The organism is Saccharopolyspora indica (genome assembly GCF_027853965.1).
Taxonomy (GTDB): Bacteria; Actinomycetota; Actinomycetes; order Mycobacteriales; family Pseudonocardiaceae; genus Saccharopolyspora; species Saccharopolyspora indica.
On the sequence record NZ_JAQGLB010000004.1, the window covers coordinates 42,148 to 60,750 of the forward strand.

Annotated in this window: 18 protein-coding genes and 1 tRNA gene; 13 read left to right on the forward strand and 6 right to left on the reverse strand. The window is 70.3% G+C overall.

The features are described from left to right. Positions 1 to 397: 397 nt before the first annotated feature. Positions 398 to 480, reverse strand: a tRNA-Leu gene (locus OU416_RS10810). A gap of 212 nt (positions 481 to 692) precedes the next feature. On the opposite strand from OU416_RS10810, the gene OU416_RS10815 reads away from it, so the two are divergent. The 9 genes from OU416_RS10815 (at position 693) to OU416_RS10855 (ending at position 13,032) form a co-directional block, all read left to right on the forward strand. After that, a complete protein-coding gene (locus tag OU416_RS10815; RefSeq protein WP_270926756.1) occupies positions 693 to 2,063 on the forward strand; it encodes an FhaA domain-containing protein in 1,371 nt (456 codons plus the stop codon). 45 nt (positions 2,064 to 2,108) lie between these two features. Next, positions 2,109 to 2,570, forward strand: coding sequence for an FHA domain-containing protein FhaB/FipA (locus OU416_RS10820; RefSeq protein WP_270926757.1), 462 nt, complete (start codon positions 2,109 to 2,111; stop codon positions 2,568 to 2,570). Then, entirely contained in the window at positions 2,567 to 3,961 is a 1,395-nt protein-coding gene (locus tag OU416_RS10825) for a PP2C family protein-serine/threonine phosphatase (protein ID WP_270926758.1), read from the forward strand. The genes OU416_RS10820 and OU416_RS10825 overlap by 4 nt, the downstream gene beginning before the upstream one ends. Next, positions 3,961 to 5,388 carry an FtsW/RodA/SpoVE family cell cycle protein gene (locus tag OU416_RS10830; protein WP_270926759.1) on the forward strand — a complete coding sequence of 476 codons (1,428 nt, stop codon included), beginning with the start codon at positions 3,961 to 3,963 and terminating at the stop codon, positions 5,386 to 5,388. Before OU416_RS10825 ends, OU416_RS10830 begins: the two co-directional genes overlap by 1 nt. Continuing rightward, a complete protein-coding gene (locus OU416_RS10835; protein ID WP_270926760.1) occupies positions 5,385 to 6,842 on the forward strand; it encodes a peptidoglycan D,D-transpeptidase FtsI family protein in 1,458 nt (485 codons plus the stop codon). The genes OU416_RS10830 and OU416_RS10835 overlap by 4 nt, the downstream gene beginning before the upstream one ends. A 3-nt stretch (positions 6,843 to 6,845) precedes the next feature. Then, positions 6,846 to 8,120, forward strand: coding sequence for a protein kinase domain-containing protein (locus OU416_RS10840; protein ID WP_270926761.1), 1,275 nt, complete (start codon positions 6,846 to 6,848; stop codon positions 8,118 to 8,120). 37 nt (positions 8,121 to 8,157) lie between these two features. Further along, entirely contained in the window at positions 8,158 to 10,122 is a 1,965-nt protein-coding gene (gene pknB / locus OU416_RS10845; RefSeq protein WP_270926762.1) for a Stk1 family PASTA domain-containing Ser/Thr kinase, read from the forward strand. 373 nt (positions 10,123 to 10,495) lie between these two features. Beyond that, entirely contained in the window at positions 10,496 to 11,905 is a 1,410-nt protein-coding gene (locus OU416_RS10850; protein ID WP_270926763.1) for a hypothetical protein, read from the forward strand. Beyond that, the gene (locus tag OU416_RS10855) at positions 11,902 to 13,032 is read left to right on the forward strand and encodes an ARPP-2 domain-containing protein (RefSeq protein WP_270926764.1); all 1,131 of its coding nucleotides are present in this window, start codon (positions 11,902 to 11,904) and stop codon (positions 13,030 to 13,032) included. Before OU416_RS10850 ends, OU416_RS10855 begins: the two co-directional genes overlap by 4 nt. A 46-nt stretch (positions 13,033 to 13,078) precedes the next feature. Here OU416_RS10855 and OU416_RS10860 read toward each other — a convergent pair whose 3' ends face one another. Genes OU416_RS10860 through OU416_RS10870 form a run of 3 tightly spaced genes read right to left on the reverse strand, consistent with a single transcriptional unit; the run spans position 13,079 to position 14,747 of the window. Then, the gene (locus OU416_RS10860; protein WP_270926765.1) at positions 13,079 to 13,720 is read right to left on the reverse strand and encodes an aminodeoxychorismate/anthranilate synthase component II; all 642 of its coding nucleotides are present in this window, start codon (positions 13,718 to 13,720) and stop codon (positions 13,079 to 13,081) included. Between the two features lie 50 nt (positions 13,721 to 13,770). Beyond that, positions 13,771 to 13,926, reverse strand: a complete 156-nt coding sequence (locus OU416_RS10865; protein WP_270926766.1) for a hypothetical protein — start codon at positions 13,924 to 13,926, stop codon at positions 13,771 to 13,773. Beyond that, positions 13,926 to 14,747, reverse strand: coding sequence for a class E sortase (locus OU416_RS10870; protein ID WP_270926767.1), 822 nt, complete (start codon positions 14,745 to 14,747; stop codon positions 13,926 to 13,928). The genes OU416_RS10865 and OU416_RS10870 overlap by 1 nt, the downstream gene beginning before the upstream one ends. Before the next feature lie 198 nt (positions 14,748 to 14,945). On the opposite strand from OU416_RS10870, the gene crgA reads away from it, so the two are divergent. Further along, positions 14,946 to 15,212 carry a cell division protein CrgA gene (gene crgA / locus OU416_RS10875; RefSeq protein ID WP_270926768.1) on the forward strand — a complete coding sequence of 89 codons (267 nt, stop codon included), beginning with the start codon at positions 14,946 to 14,948 and terminating at the stop codon, positions 15,210 to 15,212. A gap of 162 nt (positions 15,213 to 15,374) precedes the next feature. Further along, the gene (locus OU416_RS10880) at positions 15,375 to 15,785 is read left to right on the forward strand and encodes a PH domain-containing protein (protein WP_270926769.1); all 411 of its coding nucleotides are present in this window, start codon (positions 15,375 to 15,377) and stop codon (positions 15,783 to 15,785) included. A 1-nt stretch (position 15,786) separates the two neighbouring features. Here the strand turns inward: OU416_RS10880 and OU416_RS10885 are convergent, their stop codons facing one another. Together OU416_RS10885 and OU416_RS10890 are read right to left on the reverse strand one after the other, a co-directional pair. Further along, positions 15,787 to 16,716, reverse strand: coding sequence for a rhomboid family intramembrane serine protease (locus OU416_RS10885; protein WP_270926770.1), 930 nt, complete (start codon positions 16,714 to 16,716; stop codon positions 15,787 to 15,789). Positions 16,717 to 16,750: 34 nt separating this feature from the next. Continuing rightward, positions 16,751 to 17,299 carry a peptidylprolyl isomerase gene (locus OU416_RS10890; RefSeq protein ID WP_270926771.1) on the reverse strand — a complete coding sequence of 183 codons (549 nt, stop codon included), beginning with the start codon at positions 17,297 to 17,299 and terminating at the stop codon, positions 16,751 to 16,753. 105 nt (positions 17,300 to 17,404) lie between these two features. Here OU416_RS10890 and OU416_RS10895 point away from each other — a divergent pair, with 105 nt between their 5' ends. Further along, positions 17,405 to 17,968: a hypothetical protein gene (locus OU416_RS10895; RefSeq protein ID WP_270926772.1), complete on the forward strand. Its 564-nt coding sequence runs from the start codon at positions 17,405 to 17,407 to the stop codon at positions 17,966 to 17,968. A 107-nt stretch (positions 17,969 to 18,075) separates the two neighbouring features. Beyond that, entirely contained in the window at positions 18,076 to 18,570 is a 495-nt protein-coding gene (locus OU416_RS10900) for an SRPBCC family protein (RefSeq protein ID WP_270926773.1), read from the forward strand. The last annotated feature ends 33 nt before the right edge of the window (positions 18,571 to 18,603 follow it).

The following is an 18,603-nucleotide window of genomic DNA, read 5'->3' on the forward strand; positions in this document are numbered from 1 at the left end:
CACCCCGAAAACCCCGCAGAAACCCCAAAACCGACACACCAGAAACCCCCACAACCCAAAAACCCCAGGCCAACACCCGAACAACGGACCACTACGACATCCGGAGCACTCGCGACCCAGATCACGGAGACCAGGACCACTCACGTCCGAACACCCGAGAACTGAAGGCCGAGCACTGAAACCACGAGCACAGGCCGGGAACACCCGACGAGCGACGAGCGAAGCTCGGAGCACGAAACGAACCGCTGGTCGGCAACCCAGGCCGGGAACGCCACCCACCGCAAGGAGCAGAGAAGAAGGTGGCCACCGCACCGTGGGGGCCTACGGGGGCTCGGCCCCCGTAAAAGAAATACGAAGAAGGCCCCCCGGCGAAGCATGAGCCGGGAGGCCTTCGGAGTGGGCGAGGAGGGAGTTGAACCCTCACGTCCTTTCGGACACACGGACCTGAACCGTGCGCGTCTGCCATTCCGCCACTCGCCCGTGGCTTGGCTGGAAGCTTACACTGACTGCTTCCGGCCTTCGGCACCGGGGTCGCTTTCGCTTCCCTGCTGCCCTGTTGGCGAAAGTAGATTAGCACGGGCTGACGAGGGGCTTCGGCGGGGGGTCGGACTTGTTGGGAACTGGGCGGTGTCTCGGCCCGTTGACCCAGATACGATGGGTGCCAGGAGTCGTACGCGTGGAAGGAAATTGCCGTGGGCCTCGTGCAGCGCTTTGAGCGCCGACTCGAAGGCATCGTCGGTAACGGCTTCGCGCGCGTTTTCGGCGGGAAGGTCGTGCCCCAGGAGGTCGCCCAGGCGCTGCAGCGGGAAGCCGAGCTGCAGGTCCGGGAGCTCGCCGGGGGTCGACTGCTCGCGTGCAACCACTACGTTGTGCAACTGAGCCCGTCCGATCACGATCGGCTCACCGACGACGAGGACCGGGTGACCGACCTCCTCGCCGACTGCGTTCAGGAGCATCTCACCGAGCAGGGGTGGGACACATATGGTGACGTCGTAGTCTCCCTGGAGCGCTCTGAGACGCTGCACACGGGACAGTTTCGAATCAGCTCGACCGTCGACCCCGACGTGACTCGACGGCCGGCACAACCGCGTACCGCAGGAGACCGACCCATGAGCCAGCCACCAGGCCACTATCCCCAGGGAGATCCGTACAACCAGCAGGGGCAGTACGGCTACGACCAGGGTTACGGCCAAGGCCAGGACCCCAACTACGGCTACGGCCAGCAGCAGCCCCCGGCTGCCGGCTACGACCAGGGCTACGGCCAGCAGCAGCCCGCCGGCGGTTTCGACCAGGGCGGCTACGGGCAGCAGCAGCCCGGTTACGACCAGGGCGGCTACGGCCAGCCCGCCGGTTACGACCAGGGTTACGGCCAGCAGCCGGGCTACGACCAGGGCGGCTACGGCCAGCAGCCGGGCTACGACCAGGGTTACGGCCAGCAGCCCCCGGCCGCCGGTTACGACCAGGGCTACGGCCAGCAGCAGCCCGGCGGTTTCGACCAGGGCGGCGGCTACGGCCAGCAGGCCGGTTACGACCAGGGCTACGGGCAGCAGCCCGGTGGCTACGACCAGGGTTACGGCCAGCAGCCCGCTGCCGGTTACGACCAGGGTTACGGCCAGCAGCCGGGTTACGACCAGGGCTACGGCCAGCAGCCTGGCGGCGCCTACCCGCAGTCGGGCGGTTTCCCGGACCAGGGCGGCTACGGCCAGCAGCCCGGTGGCGCCTACCCGCAGAGCGCGCCCGGTGGCTACCCGCAGGGCGGCCCGCGCGGCATGATGACCGCGACCCTGCACCTCGACGACGGTTCGAACCGCTCGTACACGCTGCAGCAGGGCTCGAACATCATCGGCCGCGGCCAGGAGGGCCAGTTCCGGCTCCCCGACACCGGGGTCTCCCGCAAGCACATCGAGATCACCTGGGACGGCCAGAGCGCGATGTTGGCCGACCTCGGTTCCACGAATGGCACCACGGTGAACGGCACTCCGGTGCAGACTTGGCAGTTGGCGGACGGAGACGTGATCAGGGTCGGGCACTCCTCCCTGATCTTCCGCGCTCAGCAGGCCTGAGACCGCGAACCGCGTCCCCGACACGAGTAGGAGCGTTCACAACAAGTGCCAGAGCTGGTGATGCAGCTGACCAGAGCAGGGTTCCTCGCCCTGCTCTGGTTGTTCGTGCTGGCTGCGCTTCGAGTGGTTCGTTCGGACCTCTACTCGGCGTCCGGGATGCGGCTCCCGTTGCCAGGAGCGGGTCGGGCCCCGGCCAAGGCCAGGGGCAGGAGCAAGGCGCCACGCCAGATGGTGGTGACGCACGGTGCGCTCGCCGGCACGCGCATTTCGCTGGACGGCCGGCCGATCCTGATCGGCCGGGCGGACGACTCCACGTTGGTCCTCGATGACGACTACGCGTCGACACGACACGCGAGGTTGTCGCTTCGGGGCTCCGATTGGTACGTGGAGGATCTAGGCTCCACAAACGGCACATACCTCGATCGGGCGAAGGTCACGGGGCCGACCAAGGTCCCGCTCGGCGTTCCGATCAGAATCGGCAAGACGGTGATCGAGCTGCGCTCATGACCCTCGTCCTTCACTACGCAGCCCGCAGCGACCGCGGCCTGGTTCGTTCCAACAACCAGGACTCGGTCTATGCCGGCCCACGACTACTCGCCCTCGCGGACGGCATGGGAGGCCATGCCGCCGGGGAGGTCGCCAGCAAGGTCGTCATCGCGGCGCTCGCGCCGCTGGACGACGACGAGCCCAGCGATGACCTGCTGGGTCAGCTCCGCAACGCGGTGCTGACCGGCAACGGCGCCATCGCCGAGCTGGTGGCCAACGACCCGGACCTGGAGGGGATGGGCACCACGCTGACCGCTGTCCTGTTCGCGGGCAGCAAGCTCGGCCTGGTGCACATCGGCGACTCCCGGGCCTACCTGGTCCGCGACGGCGAGCTTGCCCAGATAACCCACGACGACACCTTCGTGCAGTCGCTGATCGACGAAGGCCGGATCACCGAGGAGGAGGCCGCCAACCACCCGCAGCGCTCGCTGCTGCTGCACGCGTTGACCGGCCACGAGGTGGAACCGAGCCTGGCGATCCGGGAAGCGCGCGCCGGGGACCGCTACCTGCTCTGCTCGGACGGGCTGACCGGCCCGGTGAGCACCGAGACGCTGGCGGAAGCCCTGCGCATCCCGGACCCGCAGCAGTGCGCGGACCGGATGATCGAGCTCGCCCTCAAGGGCGGCGGTCCGGACAACGTGACCGTGATCATCGCCGACGTCGTCGACGTCGAGTTCGGCGATGACGCCCCGATCGTCGGGGGCGCGGCGGGAAATGGCGATGAGCATCCGCAACCCGATTCGTCGGCGGCGCGCGCTTCCGCGGTGACCATGCCGCGGCCGCAGCCGCAGCGTTTCGAGCCCACCTCACCTCCGCCGGAGCTGCCGCGCAAACGGCGTTGGCTGCGCTGGCTGCTGGTGATGTGCGGCGTGCTCATCCTGCTTGTCGGCGGCGGACTGGTCGGGCGTTGGTGGGTGCTCAACCAGTACTACATCGGCGCCAACGACGCCGACGAGGTGGTGATCTACCAGGGCGTGCAGGGCAGCGTGCTCGGCGTCTCGCTGAACTGGCAGGTGGAGACCTCCTGCCCGCCGGACTCGGCCGCGGACTGCACCCCGATCAAGCTGATGGACCTGCAGGAAGCGCAGCGACCGGACGTGCGCAACGGCATCACCGAGGTCAACGGCCTGCAGGACGCCCGCGAGGCGATGCGCCGGCTGCGGATGACCGCGCTGCTGCCCGAGTGCCAGAAGCCCGAGCCGCCCGCGCAGCCACCGGCACCGCCGGCCAACCAGCCCGGCGACGTCCCGCCGCCCGGCCAGCCGAACGCCGAGGTGCCCCCGCCGGACGACGCCACCCCGCTGCAGACGGAGGAGCAGAAGCCGGGCGTGACCTGCCGGATGGTGAGTTGATGCCCGAACCGGCCGCTCAGACCGGAGCGACCAGCGGCGCCCCGCGAGTTCTCACTCGGCGGGGCACCGAACTGTTCATGCTGGTTTTCGCTGCGGTGCTCGTCACCTTCGCGCTGCTCATCGTGGAGATCTCCCAGGAGCAGACCGTCACCCGGGACCTGTTCCTCTACGGTGCGGCGTTCCTGGTGCTCTTCGGCGTGGCGCACTTCGCGGTGCGCCGCTGGGCGCCGTACGCCGACCCGTTGATCCTGCCGCTGGTGGCGCTGATCAACGGGATCGGCCTGGTGATGCTGCACCGGCTCGACCTGGCCGAGGTCTACGGCGGGCCGTTCACCGGCAAGCAGATCATGTTCAGCGCGGTCGGCGTGGTGCTGTTCGTCCTGGTCCTGGCGTTCATCAAGGACCACCGGACGCTGGCCCAGTACGGCTTCACCTGCGGGTTCGTCGGGATCGCGCTGCTGGCGCTGCCCGGTCTGCTGCCCTCCAGCATCTCGGAGGCCAACGGCGCGAAGCTGTGGATCCGGTTCGGCCCGCTGGGCTCCATCCAGCCCGGTGAGTTCGCCAAGATCCTGCTGCTGATCTTCTTCGCCTCGTTCCTGGTCTCCAAGCGGGAGCTGTTCACCACCGCCGGGAAGCGCTTCCTCGGCGTGGACTGGCCGCGCCCGCGGGACCTGATGCCGGTGATCGCGGCCTGGGTGCTGTCCATCGGCATCCTGGTGCTGGAGAAGGACCTGGGTTCCTCGCTGCTGTTCTTCGGCATCGTGCTGGTCATGCTCTACATCGCGACCGAGCGCGCGGTCTGGGTGTTCCTCGGCCTGTCGATGTTCGCGCTCGGCGCCGTCGTCGCGTTCAACCTCTTCGACCACGTCCAGCTCCGGGTGAACACCTGGCTGGACCCGCTGGCCCCGCTGGGGCCGAACGGCGAGGACCCCGCCTTCCAGCTGCGCAGCGGTCTGTTCGGGATGGCCAACGGCGGGATGTTCGGCTCCGGGCTGGGCTCGGGCCGGCCGTACATGACCCCGTGGGCGGCCAGCGACTTCATCATCTCGGCCATCGGCGAAGAGCTCGGCCTGGTCGGGCTGATGGCCGTGCTGATGATGTACCTGCTGCTGGTGATGCGCGGTCTGCGCACCTCGCTGGCGGTGCGCGACTCCTTCGGCAAGCTGTTCGCGGGCGGTCTCGCGTTCACCATCGTGCTGCAGCTGTTCGTGGTCGCCGGTGGTGTCACCGGGCTGATCCCGATGACCGGTCTGACCGCGCCGTTCCTGGCGGCCGGTGGGTCGTCGCTGCTCGCCAACTACGTGCTGGTCGCTCTCCTGCTGCGGATCTCCGACGCCGCGCGACGGCCGCAGACGCCTGCCAAGCCCAAGCCCAAGCAGGCGCCGATCGCGGAAGCGCATACGGAACTCGTGGAGCGTCCCCGATGAACAAGCCGCTGCGCCGAGTGGCGCTGGCCATGATGGTGATGGTCGTGTTGCTGATGGGCAACGCGACCTACATCCAGGTGATCCAGGCGGACGAGCTCCGCGAGGACTCGCGGAACAAGCGGACCCAGTTCGAGGAGTTCGCCAGGGAGCGCGGGCAGATCATCGCCGGCGGCCAGTCACTGGCCCGGTCGGTGCCCAACGAGGACAACCGCTACAAGTGGCTGCGCACCTATCCGAACGGCCCGACGTACGCCCCGGTGACCGGGTTCTACTCGTTCTACTACGGCTCCAACGGCATCGAGCGCGCCGAGGACAAGATCCTCACCGGCAAGGACGACAGCCTGGCCTTCGACCGGCTGTCGGACATGATCACCGGCAAGGAGTCGCGCGGCGGCAGCGTCGAGCTGACCATCAACACGGCCATGCAAGAGGTGGCCTACAAGGAGCTGACCAGCAAGGGCTTCACCGGCTCGGTGGTGGCGCTGGACCCGCGGTCGGGCGAGATCCTGACCATGGTCAACGCGCCGTCCTACGACCCCGGCCTGCTGGCCTCGACGGACAACAACGAGGTCGCCAAGCAGTGGGACAACCTCAGCGGGGCCGACGGCAACCCGATGGCCAACCGCGCGGTCTCCGAGATCTACCCGCCCGGTTCGACCTTCAAGCTGATCACCACGGCCGCCGCGCTGCAGAACGGCTACAAGCCGGACAGCAAGGTGGAGACGGCCGCGCGCATCCCGCTGCCCGGCACGGCCAGCGCCACGCTGCCCAACTACGGCAGCAACACCTGCCGGGGCGACACGCTCACGGCGGCGGTGGCCTACTCCTGCAACACCGCCTTCGCCAAGATCGCCGGTGAGCTCGGGCCGGACAAGATGCGGGAGACCGCCGCGGCGTTCGGGTTCGGCGACGACCTGCAGATCCCGATGAGCGTCGCCAAGTCCGACCTCGGCGCGATGGCCGACCAGGCGGCGCTGTACCAGAGCGGCATCGGTCAGCGCGACGTGCGGGTCACCCCGATGCAGAACGCGATGATGACCGCGGCCATCGCCAACGGCGGCAAGCTGATGAAGCCGCAGCTGGTGAAGAACACCCGCTCGCCGGACATGTCGGAGCTGGACACCTTCCAGCCGGAGGAGATGAAGCAGTCCGTCTCCCCGGAGGTCGCGAGCATGCTCCGCGAGATGATGATCCAGTCGGAGAAGTACACCAAGGGCTCCGGCAAGATCTCCAACGTCTCGATCGCCTCGAAGACCGGCACCGCCCAGCACGGCGACGTCGGCGACAAGCCGCACGGCTGGTACGTGGCGTTCGCCCCCGCCGAGAACCCGACCATCGCGGTCGCGGTGATCGTGGAGAACGGTGGTGACGAGGGCGCCGAGGCCACCGGTGGCTCGGTCGCCGCCCCGATCGGCCGGGAGGTCATCCGGGCCGGTCTGCAGGGAGGTGGCTGATCCGTGCTGACCTCCGGCCAGTTACTCGCCGACCGGTACCGCCTCGGCAAGCGCATCGCGGTCGGCGGGATGGGCGAGGTGTGGGAGGCGGTGGACGTCCGGCTGGACCGGACGGTGGCGATCAAGGTGCTCAAGGCGGAGCTGTCCGGGGACGCGGAGTTCCTGCACCGCTTCCGCACCGAAGCGCGCACCACCGCCTCGCTGAACCACCCGGGCATCGCCGCGGTCCACGACTACGGCGAGACCGCCGCGATCCCGGACGGGCCGGAGGACACCGCCTACCTGGTGATGGAGCTGGTCGAGGGCGAGCCGCTGGCGGCGATCCTCGCCCGCGAGGGCCGCATCAACACCGACCACACGCTGGACATGCTGGAGCAGGCCGGCCAGGCGCTGCAGGCCGCGCACCAGCGCGGTCTGGTGCACCGCGACGTCAAGCCCGGCAACATCCTGATCACCCCCGACGGCAAGGTGAAGCTGACCGACTTCGGCATCGCGAAGGCCGCCGACTCGGCGCCGGTGACGCGGTCCGGCATGGTGATGGGCACCGCGCACTACATCGCGCCGGAGCAGGCCCTGGGCAGCGACGCCACCCCGTCCAGCGACGTGTACTCGCTGGCGGTGGTCGGTTACGAGTGCCTCATGGGGCACCGGCCGTTCCTGTCCGACAACGCGGTGACGGTCGCGATGATGCACATCCGCGACATCGCGCCGCCGCTGCCGCCGGACGTGCCGCCGGGCGTGCGCGCGCTGATCGAGGCCACCATGGCCAAGGATCCGCGCCGCCGCTACGCCGACGGCGGCGAGTTCGCCGGTGCCGTCGCGGCGGTGCGCTCGGGCCGGCCGCTGCCGACGCCGTCGTCGCTGGTGCTGCCGCAGCAGCGGCAGCAGCTGAACGTGCCCGTGCCCAACACCGGCGTCCACCCGATGCCGACGCAGCTCCCGCCGATGGGCAACACCTATCCACCGGGGCTGATCCCGCCGCAGGCGCCTGCCCCGCAGCTGCCGCCACCGCAACCGCCGCCCACCTCCTCGGCCAACAAGGTCGTGATCTGGGTGCTGGTGGCGGTGCTGGCGATGGCGGTGCTGGTCGCGGTGGGATTCACCACGTACTGGCTCGTCAACCGGGACGAAGGCCTGGGTGCGGAAACTCACGGCCTGGATTCCGCCGCGGCGCTGGGCCACACTGCGCTACGGCAACCGGACCCGGTGGTGCTGCCGGGCACCGGAGTCGGGGGAACACCACTCGTCCCGTCGGCCGACGAGGGCGGATCGGCATGATGGGACGATCGTTGACAAGGATCGGAACGACGCTTCGATGAGTTCACCCCGACTTCTGTCCAACCGATACGAGCTCGGCGAGACGCTCGGCTACGGCGGCATGTCCGAGGTGTTCCGCGGTCGCGACACCCGGTTGAGCCGGGACGTGGCGGTGAAGATCCTGCGCGCCGACCTCGCCCGCGACCCCACGTTCCAGCTGCGGTTCCGGCGCGAGGCGCAGAACGCCGCCGCGCTGAACCACCCGGCGATCGTGGCCGTCTACGACACCGGTGAGACGGACACCGAGAGCGGTCCGCTGCCGTACATCGTGATGGAGTACGTCGACGGCCGGACGCTGCGCGACATCGTCAAGACCGAGGGGCCGCTGGCACCGCGCCGGGCGATGGAGGTCATGGCGGACGCTTCGGCGGCGCTGGACTTCAGCCACCGGCACGGGATCGTGCACCGCGACGTCAAGCCGGCCAACATCATGATCACCAACTCCGGTGCGGTGAAGGTGATGGACTTCGGCATCGCCCGCGCGCTGGCCGACGGCCAGGCGGCGGTCACCCAGACCGCCGCGGTGATCGGCACCGCGCAGTACCTGTCGCCGGAGCAGGCCCGCGGCGAGGCGGTGGACGCGCGCAGCGACGTCTACGCCTCCGGCTGCGTGCTGTTCGAGCTGCTCACCGGGGAGCCGCCGTTCACCGGTGACTCGCCGGTCGCGGTGGCCTACCAGCACGTCCGGGAGGAGCCGCGCAAGCCCTCCGACGTCAACGCGACGGTGCCCGCCTCGCTGGACGCGGTGGCGCTCAAGGCGCTGAGCAAGAACCCGGCGAACCGCTACCAGTCGGCCGCGGAAATGCGCGCCGACCTGGTGCGGGTGCTGTCCGGGCAGCGCCCGAAGGCTCCGATGATCATGTCGGACGAAGAGCGCACCGCGATGCTGTCGCAGTCCGCGGCGACCGAGCTGATGCCGCCCGGCAGGCACCGGTCGGTGGACCGCGACCCGGAAGATCCGGTCGACGACGAGAAGGAGCGCAAGCGCCGCCGCACCCGGACGGTCGCGCTGATCACGGTGGCCTGCGTGGCGGTGTTCGCGCTGGCCGCGTGGGCGGTCACGCTGCTGATCGGCAACGACGCGGAGAAGACCGAACGGGTCCCGAACTTCGTGGGCATGATGAAGAACGCCGCGCAGGAACGGGCGACGACGGAGAACTGGAAGGTCAAGCTCACCTCGTGCCCGTCCAGCCGGGATGAGATCGAGAAGGTCGTCAAGCAGACGCCCGAGTACCCGTCGGAGCTCAACAGGGAGACGGCCAGGATCGAGCTCTGCATCGGCACCGGCCCGGAGAGCGTGCAGGTCCCCGACCTGGAGGGCCTGTCCATGACCGAGGCGCAGCAGGAGCTGGACAAGGTCGGCCTCAAGCTGGGCATCCAGCCGAAGGAGAAGGAGACCTCCGACCCGGCGCTGTACCAGCGGATCATGGACTGGGACAGCCGGGGCACCTCCGTGGCCAAGGGCACCACGATCAACGTCGTGGTCGGCAAGAAGATCGACACGGTCGCGCTCCGCGACCTGCGCGGCATGTCCTACGACATGGCCAAGGCCTACCTGGACGGCGCCGGGTTCACGGTCAAGAGGCAGACCCGCGACTCGGACCAGCCCGCGGACACGGTGATCGACCAGTCGCCGGCCGGCGGCACTCAGGTCCGGCCGAACTCCGAGGTGGTGCTGGTGGTCTCCAACGGCCAGCAGATCACCGTCCCGCAGCTGACCGGCATGTCGCCGAGCGAGGCCAAGCAGGCGCTGCAGGCCCTGGGCTGGAACGGCAACATCAACGAGGTCACGCAGGAGACCACCGACAAGGACATGGACGGCAAGGTCGTCGGTTCCTCGCCCAGCTCCGGCCAGAAGGTCGGCAAGGGTCAGACGGTGACGATCTACGTGGGCGACTACACCAGTTCCCCGACCACCAGCCCCGGCAACGACGGCGGTTTCCTGCCGCCTTGGGGCGGCTGAGCCCGGAAAAATGCCGTGATCGCGGTCGGCGAGTGTTGTTAGCATTCCACTCGCCGACCGCGGGACTCCGGCGCGACTTCCGGAACCTGCCTCTACAGCAATGATTCGCAGCTCGTGCTCCCATTCCCCGGTCGGCGCCAAGACCTAGAACCTGTTTGGTGGCTGGTCTGCGTGGCGGTGCGGGTGGCGGAACCTGAGCGCTTCCCTGGACTGCGGGTGCCCCTCCTGATGTATGTCCGATACACGGCGGAGGGGCCGTCCTCGCCAGGAAACCGCTCAGAACCCGCAGCGGTGCAAGTTGCGTGCCTGCTCCAAGCGGCTTCGCCGCTTATAAGGCGCGGACGGCTACGCCGACAGACACTGAGGGGGAACCGTGGAATCGCGGGGAGAGCTGCTCGCTGCCAGCGATGTGCTGCTGTTCGTCAACGCCGCGATCACCGCGACCGGCCAGCGCGAGTTCCACACCGGTGCCGGCGAGCAGCAGCTGTCCCTGGACTTCCTGCACGAGTACATGCTGGTCAACTACCGGGACCTCTACGCGGGGGTGCTGGCGCTCGACATCAACGACCACAACGCGGCCCTGATCGTCCGGCGCCTGCTGGAGACCTCCGGCGAGGCGAGCGCCGAGCAGCGCCGCAGCGAGGGCCGGCTGATCGCGGGACGGCTGGCGCTGCTGCCGCCGCAGCGCGTGTTCCGGCTGTTCAGCGCGCTGCGCCGGGCCAAGGTGAACAACCGCCGGACCCGCGCGATCATGCGCGACTGGCTGGCCGCCCGGCCGGACCCCGCGTTCGACGCCGTGAAGTACCGCGGCGGCATGAAGCGCGCTTTCCGGCACGCGCACCTGACCCCGGCCGGTGACGAGCTGGGCACCTTCCTGTTCGCGCCGCTGAGCCGCCCGCAGTACGCGACGCCGCTGCTGGAGACCTGGCGCCGCGCGCACTACGAGCAGGCCTCCGTCTACGAGCTGCCGCTCACCGCCGCCGAGGGCTTCGCCGCCAAGCACGGCATCCCGCGCGAGGTCTTCCTGGAGCGCATCGCGCCGAAGATGACCCGCTTGGAGACCCTGCGGCTGCAGGAGTCCGGCGCCGCCGAAGCCGACCTGACCCGCATGCCGCTGACCCGCTTGGCCTCCTACGCGCTCGCCCTGCCGGTCGAGGACCGGGTGCGCCGCCGCGACGAGCTGACCCGCGCGCTGCGCGCCGCGGCCGACCGGGTGGCGGGCCCGCACCGGGGAAGCTGGGGCAAGGTCGCCGCCGTCCTGGACGACAGCTTCTCCGCATCCGGCTCGGGCCAGAAGCGCCGCCGACCGCTCGCCGTGGCCCTGGCCTGCCACCACCTGCTCGCGGCTCTCGCCGACGACTACACCGCGCGGTGGACGTCGGGCCGCACCGACGCGCTGCTCGCCCGGCCGCACGGCGCGACGCCGCTGGGCAGGCGGATCCTCGACGCGCTGGAAACCGGCCCGGACCGGCTGGTGATCGTCTCCGACGGGTGGGACAACGCGCCGCCCGGCCTGGCCGGTGAGGTGCTCCGCGCCTGGCGCACCCGGCTCGACCCGGAGCACCGCACCGGCGTCGTGCACCTCAACCCGGTGTACGACGCGACCGGGTTCGACGTGCGCGGCCTGTCCGAGGTCGTGCCCAGCACGGGGATCCGCGACGCCGAGGACCTGCCCGCGCTGGTGGAGCTCGCCCAGTTCGCGACCGGCCGGACCGGGCTGGCGGACCTGATCGGCTACCTGGACAGCCGGGCGGACCGGCTGCTCGGCGGGGAGACGCGATGACCGGACTCGACCTGACCGGCCTGGAAACCCGCCCCGCCCAGGCCTGGGGTGCCGTCCGCCTGGTGCCGCTGGTGCGCCCGGAACCGATCGACGACCTCCGGCTGCACCCGCGGATCTACGGCGATTCGGTGGGCGTGGTCGAGGCGGGCCACCGCGGCACCTACATCTCCTACGTCCCGCACGGGTTCGTCGCCGAGTGGACCGGCGACGGCACGGCGGTCGCCTACGGCACCCAGCTGCCCGGCGACGAGCCGCCTGCCGCGATCCCGCTGCGCTTCCACCGGAAGATGGCCCGTCGCGAAGCCACCGGACGGCTGCGGTTCCTGCCCCTGCACCTGGCGCTGGAGGGCTACCTCGCCCTGCACTTCGGCGGCCCGGAGATCGCCTGGGCGGAGTGGTCGCAGCAGGCCCTGCGGCGAGGTCTCTCGCCGCGCGCGGAAGCCGCCTACTCGGGTGCGGCGATCCCCGGCCTCGAAGATGCGCTGCGGGTTTTCGAGATCCACCCCGGCCAGTGCGGCATGCTGCTCTACGTCGCCGACGCGCTCGCGGCCGCGTTCGTCGTCCCGCACCCCGAGGACTACCGCGTCCTGCACCCGACGCTGGTGCAGGACATGCACGGCGAGCTGATCTTCCAGTACGCATTGCTCATGCCTCCGGTCGAGGACTTCCGCGCGAGCATCACCGACGCGCGGATCGACTCCTTCGCGGACCTGCGCGCGGCCGCCGACGCCGAGGAGCGCTCCTGGGCGGACTTCCACGACGCGACGATGGCGGCGGGCCTGCTGGAGCAGAACTGCACGTGGCAGTCGGTGTACCGGATGGGGCGCTTCGAGCTGGCCCGGTTCCTGCCGGTGTTCCGGCCCAAGGAGGAGAACCACATCGGCGAGGCGATCCGCGACGAGCGGGGCCGGACGGCGTACTTGAAGACGTTCCGGCTCTCCGAGAGCCAGGTCCGCCGGGGCCACCTGCTCAGCCGCCTGGCCGCGCACGGCTGGCACCTGGCCGGCACCGCGGCCGACCTCGGCATCGACGAGGCCCAGCTCGGTCTCCGCCTGGAATCCGCGGGCTTCGGCCACCTGCTCCGCCAGGACGTCCTCGACGCCTACCGCAAGCAGGCCCGGCGCTAGGCCGCGTCAATTTCGCGCGAAATTGACGTTCACCCGGGTGATGGGGTCAGCGCTGGGCGGCTGCGGCGACCTCGCGCATCCCGCGTTCGAGCTCGTTGACCAGGTGTTCTTCGACGGGGTGGCCCGCGCTGGCCATCCAGTTCGCCAGCATCCGGTGGCCGCCGTCGGTGAGCACCGACTCGGGGTGGAACTGGACGCCCTCGACCGGCAGCTCGCGGTGGCGCATGCCCATCACGATGCCCGACGCGGTCCGCGCGGTGATCTCGAAGTCGTCCGGGATGGTGTCCGCGCGCACGATCAGCGAGTGGTAGCGGGTCGCGATGAACGGCTCCGCCAGCCCGGCGAACACCCCGGCGCCGGAGTGGTGGATCTCGCTGACCTTGCCGTGCAGCAGCTCCGGCGCGCGCTCGACGACGCCGCCCCACACCGCGCCGATGGCCTGGTGCCCGAGGCACACGCCCAGCACCGGCTTGCGCTCCGCGGCGCAGCGCTGGATCAGCTCCATCGTGCGCCCGGCGCGGTCCGGCGTGCCCGGGCCGGGGCTGAGCAGGAGCCCGTCGGCGGCCGCCACCTCGTCGTCGGTGACGACGTCGTTGCGCCGCACGACGCAGTCCGCGCCCAGCTGGGCCAGGTACTGCACGAGGTTGTAGACGAAGCTGTCGTAGTTGTCGACGACGAGTACGCGCACGGCGCCAGAGTACGCGGGCACCCACCGTCCCGTCCCGCCGGTTTTCGCCACTACTGCGTGGTGACCTCGTTGAAGGGCAGGAGCGGGTCGATCGCGGGGAACACCACGAGCAGCAGCAGTGCCACCACCAGCACCACCAGCAGCACGGCTTGCAGCGCCTTCGCCGCGGTGCCGCCCGGGAGGTGCCGCCAGATCCACCCGTACATCAGCGTTCCTCCAGCTCGGCGGGGCGCAGTTCCGGGCGTGCCGGGTCCTTCGGGTACTCCGTGGTGAGCACGCCGTGCACGATCAGCCGCTGCTCGGCGGAGAACTCCGGGTGGCAGGTGGTCAGCGTGATCAGCCGGGTGCGCTGGTCGGCGGGCAGCAGGTCGGCCGGCCTGCCGGGCACGGGGTGGATCACCTCGCCTTGCGCGGGCAGCACGATGCGGCGGCCGTGCACCTGCTCGTAGGGCTCGCCGACGGGCGCCACGCCCCGGCAGCGCGGGTCACCGCCGCGCCCGTCCCAACCAGCGACTTCGTCGGCCATGGGCAGCACGCGGTAGACGTACCAGCGCGTCTCGGTCTCCACCACGACCGGATCGCAGGATTCGAGCTGGTCCAGGTCGTTGAACGGCGCGCCCTTGCCGATCCGGTGCCCGGCCACCGCGAAGTTCCCCCGCTCGCCGGGCCAGGCGGTGCCGGTGTAGTGGCCGGGGCCGCCGGACAGGGTCGCGCTGTCGGTGCCCTCCAGCACCGCGAACCGGAAGTCCGGCCCGAACTCCGGCAGGTACAGCTGGGCGAAGCCCTCACCGGTGCTCGGCGGCGGTGGCGGCGCTGCCGGTGGCGGCTGCTGCCACCGGGTCAGCAGCCGGTCGGTGGCCGCGGCCTGCTTGCGGGCGGTGGACCAGTCGGTGACGTAGACCGCGTAGAACACGAAGAGCAGCAGCACCAGACCGGCGGTGATCAGCAGTTCGCCCACCACGCGCAGCGCGGAGCGGGCGCGGCGGCGCTCCGGCGGCGGGGCCTCGGGGTGCTCCGGTGCTGCCACGGTTGCGCTCTCCGTCACTGCTCGGACCGCGGGGACTGGTTCGTCCCCGGGCGAAATGACCACAGGCGGGCTCTAGATCAGCTCTGTGATTACGTTAACGTGGTACCTGGAACAACGAACCGATCCGCGGCTGGTTTCGCGGGTCGGCGACCGCCCGAGCACGCGGCACCCGCGGCCGCACCACCTGGCGAGGACACCATGCCGAAGTCCAAGGTCCGCAAGAAGGACTCACCCACCCCGGTGGGCGACCGCCGCACGCCGGTGAAGGCGAAGGCGGTCGGCCCGTCGCACCCCATCTACGTCGTAGTGATGCTGGGGATGATGATCATCGGGCTGCTCTGGCTGGTGATCAACTACATCGCGGGCGAGAAGATCCCGTTCATGACCGACCTCGGCGGCTGGAACTTCGCCGTCGGGTTCGCCTTCATGATCGTCGGCCTGCTGATGACGATGCGCTGGCGCTGACCGCACCGCCGCGATTCGTGACGAGGCCCGGAGGGCGCAATCCCTTCGGGCCTCACTCATCTCGTCGGGGTATTGACAGCCGGTCGTCGAACAACATGGGTGTAACTCATCCCCAATGGGGATAACTCCTGTGGATAACTCATCGGTAGCGGGTGGATAACGGTGGACGTGCCGAACGGAGCGCAGCAGTGGGCGACCCCGGCGGGGTTGGTCGCGACCGGCTGGGTGCTCACCGCAGCGGCTGCCACCTGGTGGTTCGCCGCCGAATCCGCGGTGGACCGGACCTTCGTCGGAGTGCTGGTGCTCGCCATGGCCGTCGCCTCGGCGCACGCCACCCTCTGCCGCCCGCGGCTGCGCGCCGACCGCGAGGGCGTGACCGTCCGCGGCCTGGGCGGCCGGCGGCACTGGCCCTGGTCAGCGGTGACGGTCCGGGTCCGCCACCACCGCCGCTTCGGCCGCGAGGTGCAGTCCCTGGAACTCGACGCGGACGCCGCCCTGGTCATCCTGACCCGGCTCGACCTCGGCTCGGACCCGCAGGACGTCGCCGAGGCCTTGCGCGGCTGGCAGAGCTGACTCAGGAACCGAGCACGCCGCAGCGGGTCTGCGCTCCGGATCCGAAGCACACCACGTTGCCGAACTGCACGTCGCGCGTGATCACCACGGCCAGCAGCACCACCAGCAGCGCGCCCAGCGCACCGGCCTGGATCAGCACCTGCCGGTTGCGGGGCGCGTAGACCAGCGCGCCGGTCGCGAGCACGCCGAGCACCAGGCCACCGATGTGCCCGAGCAGCGAGATCCCCGGGATCACCACGCTGGCGACGATGTTCAGCGCGATGACCACCAGCACCGGCCGCAGGCTCACCTTCAGCCGCAGCGCGGCGATGGCGATCCCGCCCATCAGGCCGTAGACGGCACCGGACGCACCGGCCACCGGCGTCACCTCGTCGCCGAACAGGAACACCGCGGCGCTGCCGCCGAGCAGCGACAGCAGGTACACCGCGATGAACCGCGCCCGCCCGAGCAGCAGTTCCAGGTCACGCCCGATCACCCAGAGGGCGATCATGTTCATCGCCAGGTGCAGCAACCCGATGTGCAGGAACCCGGCGGTGAGCAACCGCCACCACTGGCCGCCCGCGACCAGGATCGGCCACAGCGCGAACTCGTCGAACAGCGGCGCGGTGAAGTTCGCACCGATGCTGCCCGCCTGCACCGCGGTGAGCGCGAAGATCAGCACGTTCACGGCGATCAGCACCGGCACCAGGATCGGCTTGGCGGGCAGCCGCGCACCGGCGACGGTCACCGGCTGCCGCATGCCGCGCTGCCCCTGCGCGACGCAGTCGACGCAGTGCTGGCCGACGGAGGCGTCGCGCAGGCACTCCGGGCACGCCGGGCGCTCGCACCGGGTGCAGCGCAGGCCGGTCGGGCGGTCGGGGTGCCGGACGCAGGTCGGCAGCTGCGGCGGCGCCCCGTCCGCCCCCGGCTGGGATCCGGGCGGAACAGTCACGTGTGGGACCTGCCCTCTGCTCGGTGAGCGGGGATCAACCTCGCTCGATCGAGACCCTCTCGATGACGATGTCGGTGACCGGGCGGTCCGCCGCACCGGTGGCGGTCTGCCCGATGGCGTCGACCACGTTGCGGGACTCCTGGTCGGCGACCTCGCCGAAGATGGTGTGCTTGTAGTTCAACCAGCTGGTCGCGGCGACCGTGATGAAGAACTGCGAGCCGTTGGTGTTCGGGCCCGCGTTGGCCATGGCCAGCAGGTACGGGCGGTCGAACTGCAGGGTCGGGTGGAACTCGTCGCCGAACTGGTAGCCCGGGCCACCGCGGCCGGTCCCGGTCGGGTCACCGGTCTGGAGCATGAAGCCGTCGATGACGCGGTGGAAGATCACCCCGTCGTAGAACGGGCCGGACTTCTCGCCCTTCGCGTTGGGGGCCGCGTAGTCCTTGGTGCCTTCGGCGAGACCCACGAAATTACTCACGGTCTTGGGCGCCTGGTCGGGGAACAGGTTGAGCCGGATATCCCCCTGCGAGGTGTGCAGGGTCGCGGTCACCTTCGTCCCAACGAGCGATCCGTTGTCTTCAGCCACCCGGCCATCCTGCCATCGAACAGGCCGATCGCGGTCTCTGGGTGCAGTATGGGCCCCGATGCGGCCAGTAGTCGACCGGCGGACGCCGGGCCCAGGAGGCACACGATGGATGAGGTGAAGGCGATGGCCCGAGCTGGCGAGAGCGTGGGCAAGGCGGTGGGAACCGGCATCAAATCCGCTCGCCGCAACGCCAAGCGCGCGGGCGAGGTCGGGGTGGCGCTGTCCAAGCACGCCGCCGCGCTGGCCGAGCAGGAACTCGCCAGCCACGGCATCTCGACCGAGGACCTGCAGGAGAAGCTCGCGCAGCGCGCCACCGGGATGTCCCGCGAGGAGCTCGCCAAGCAGAGCCGCCGGGCGCGCAAGCGGTGGGAGAAGAAGGCCGCGGCCTCCCGCAAGCAGCTCGCCAAGAACACCGCGGTGGCCCGCAAGGAGCTGGCCGAGCGGATCAGCCCGAGCAAGCCGAAGCGCCGCAAGTGGCCGTGGGTGCTGCTGGTGCTGGCCGGGTTGGCGGCGGCGGCCGCGGTGGCGTTCTCCCGGCGCCCGGAGGAACTGCCGGTCGCCTCTGCGGACAACGACCTCACCAGGCGCGACACCCCGGCCCGCCACCGCGCGGAGGTGCCCGCCCAGACCGACGGCCAGCACCGCCCCACCTCGGAACGCTCCCGCTGACGAACGCGGCGAAGGGCACTTTCGGGCGAACCTCCTGCCCGGAGGTGCCCTTCGCTATGCCCCAGATCACAGATCGGTGGATCGGTTCGCGGGGCCAAGATGCTGGCATGGCTGAACTGATCAGTTACGACCTGCGCGCCACCGCGGACGTGGCCGCGACGGCGGACGCCGTCTACCGAGTCGCCAGCGACATCACCCGGATGGGCGAGTGGAGCCCCGAGTGCACGGGCGGCCGGTGGACGTCCGGCGAGCCCGGCGCCGTCGGCGCCCGGTTCGAGGGGGACAACCAGGCCAGGGGCGACACCTGGACCACCGAGTGCCAGGTGGTCGAGGCCGAACCGGGACGCCGGTTCGCCTGGGAGGTGCTCACCGCCCCCGCGCTCACGGACAACATGGTGTGGTCCTTCGAGATCGAACCGACCGCGGACGGCTGCGTGCTGACCCAGCGCTTCCGGATGAAGTCCCCGCCGAGCCGCCTGCTGAACATCCGGGACAGCCTCCCGCCGGAACGGGCCGCGACGTTCGCGGACTTCCGCCGCGGCCTCCTCCAGAAGGGCATGCAGCAGACGGTGGACCGGATCAAGGCGGCCGCCGAGGGCTGATCTGTCAACGTGGGTTGACACCTCCCGCTTGTC

Coding starts and splice junctions, on each gene's coding strand:
- OU416_RS10825 (WP_270926758.1), top strand. CDS start 2,567: ATGACCCTCGTCCTTCACTACGCAGCCCGCAGCGACCGCGGCCTGGTT.
- OU416_RS10830 (WP_270926759.1), top strand. CDS start 3,961: ATGCCCGAACCGGCCGCTCAGACCGGAGCGACCAGCGGCGCCCCGCGA.
- OU416_RS10835 (WP_270926760.1), top strand. CDS start 5,385: ATGAACAAGCCGCTGCGCCGAGTGGCGCTGGCCATGATGGTGATGGTC.
- pknB (WP_270926762.1), top strand. CDS start 8,158: ATGAGTTCACCCCGACTTCTGTCCAACCGATACGAGCTCGGCGAGACG.
- OU416_RS10855 (WP_270926764.1), top strand. CDS start 11,902: ATGACCGGACTCGACCTGACCGGCCTGGAAACCCGCCCCGCCCAGGCC.
- OU416_RS10865 (WP_270926766.1), bottom strand. CDS start 13,926: ATGTACGGGTGGATCTGGCGGCACCTCCCGGGCGGCACCGCGGCGAAG.
- crgA (WP_270926768.1), top strand. CDS start 14,946: ATGCCGAAGTCCAAGGTCCGCAAGAAGGACTCACCCACCCCGGTGGGC.
- OU416_RS10895 (WP_270926772.1), top strand. CDS start 17,405: ATGGATGAGGTGAAGGCGATGGCCCGAGCTGGCGAGAGCGTGGGCAAG.
- OU416_RS10900 (WP_270926773.1), top strand. CDS start 18,076: ATGGCTGAACTGATCAGTTACGACCTGCGCGCCACCGCGGACGTGGCC.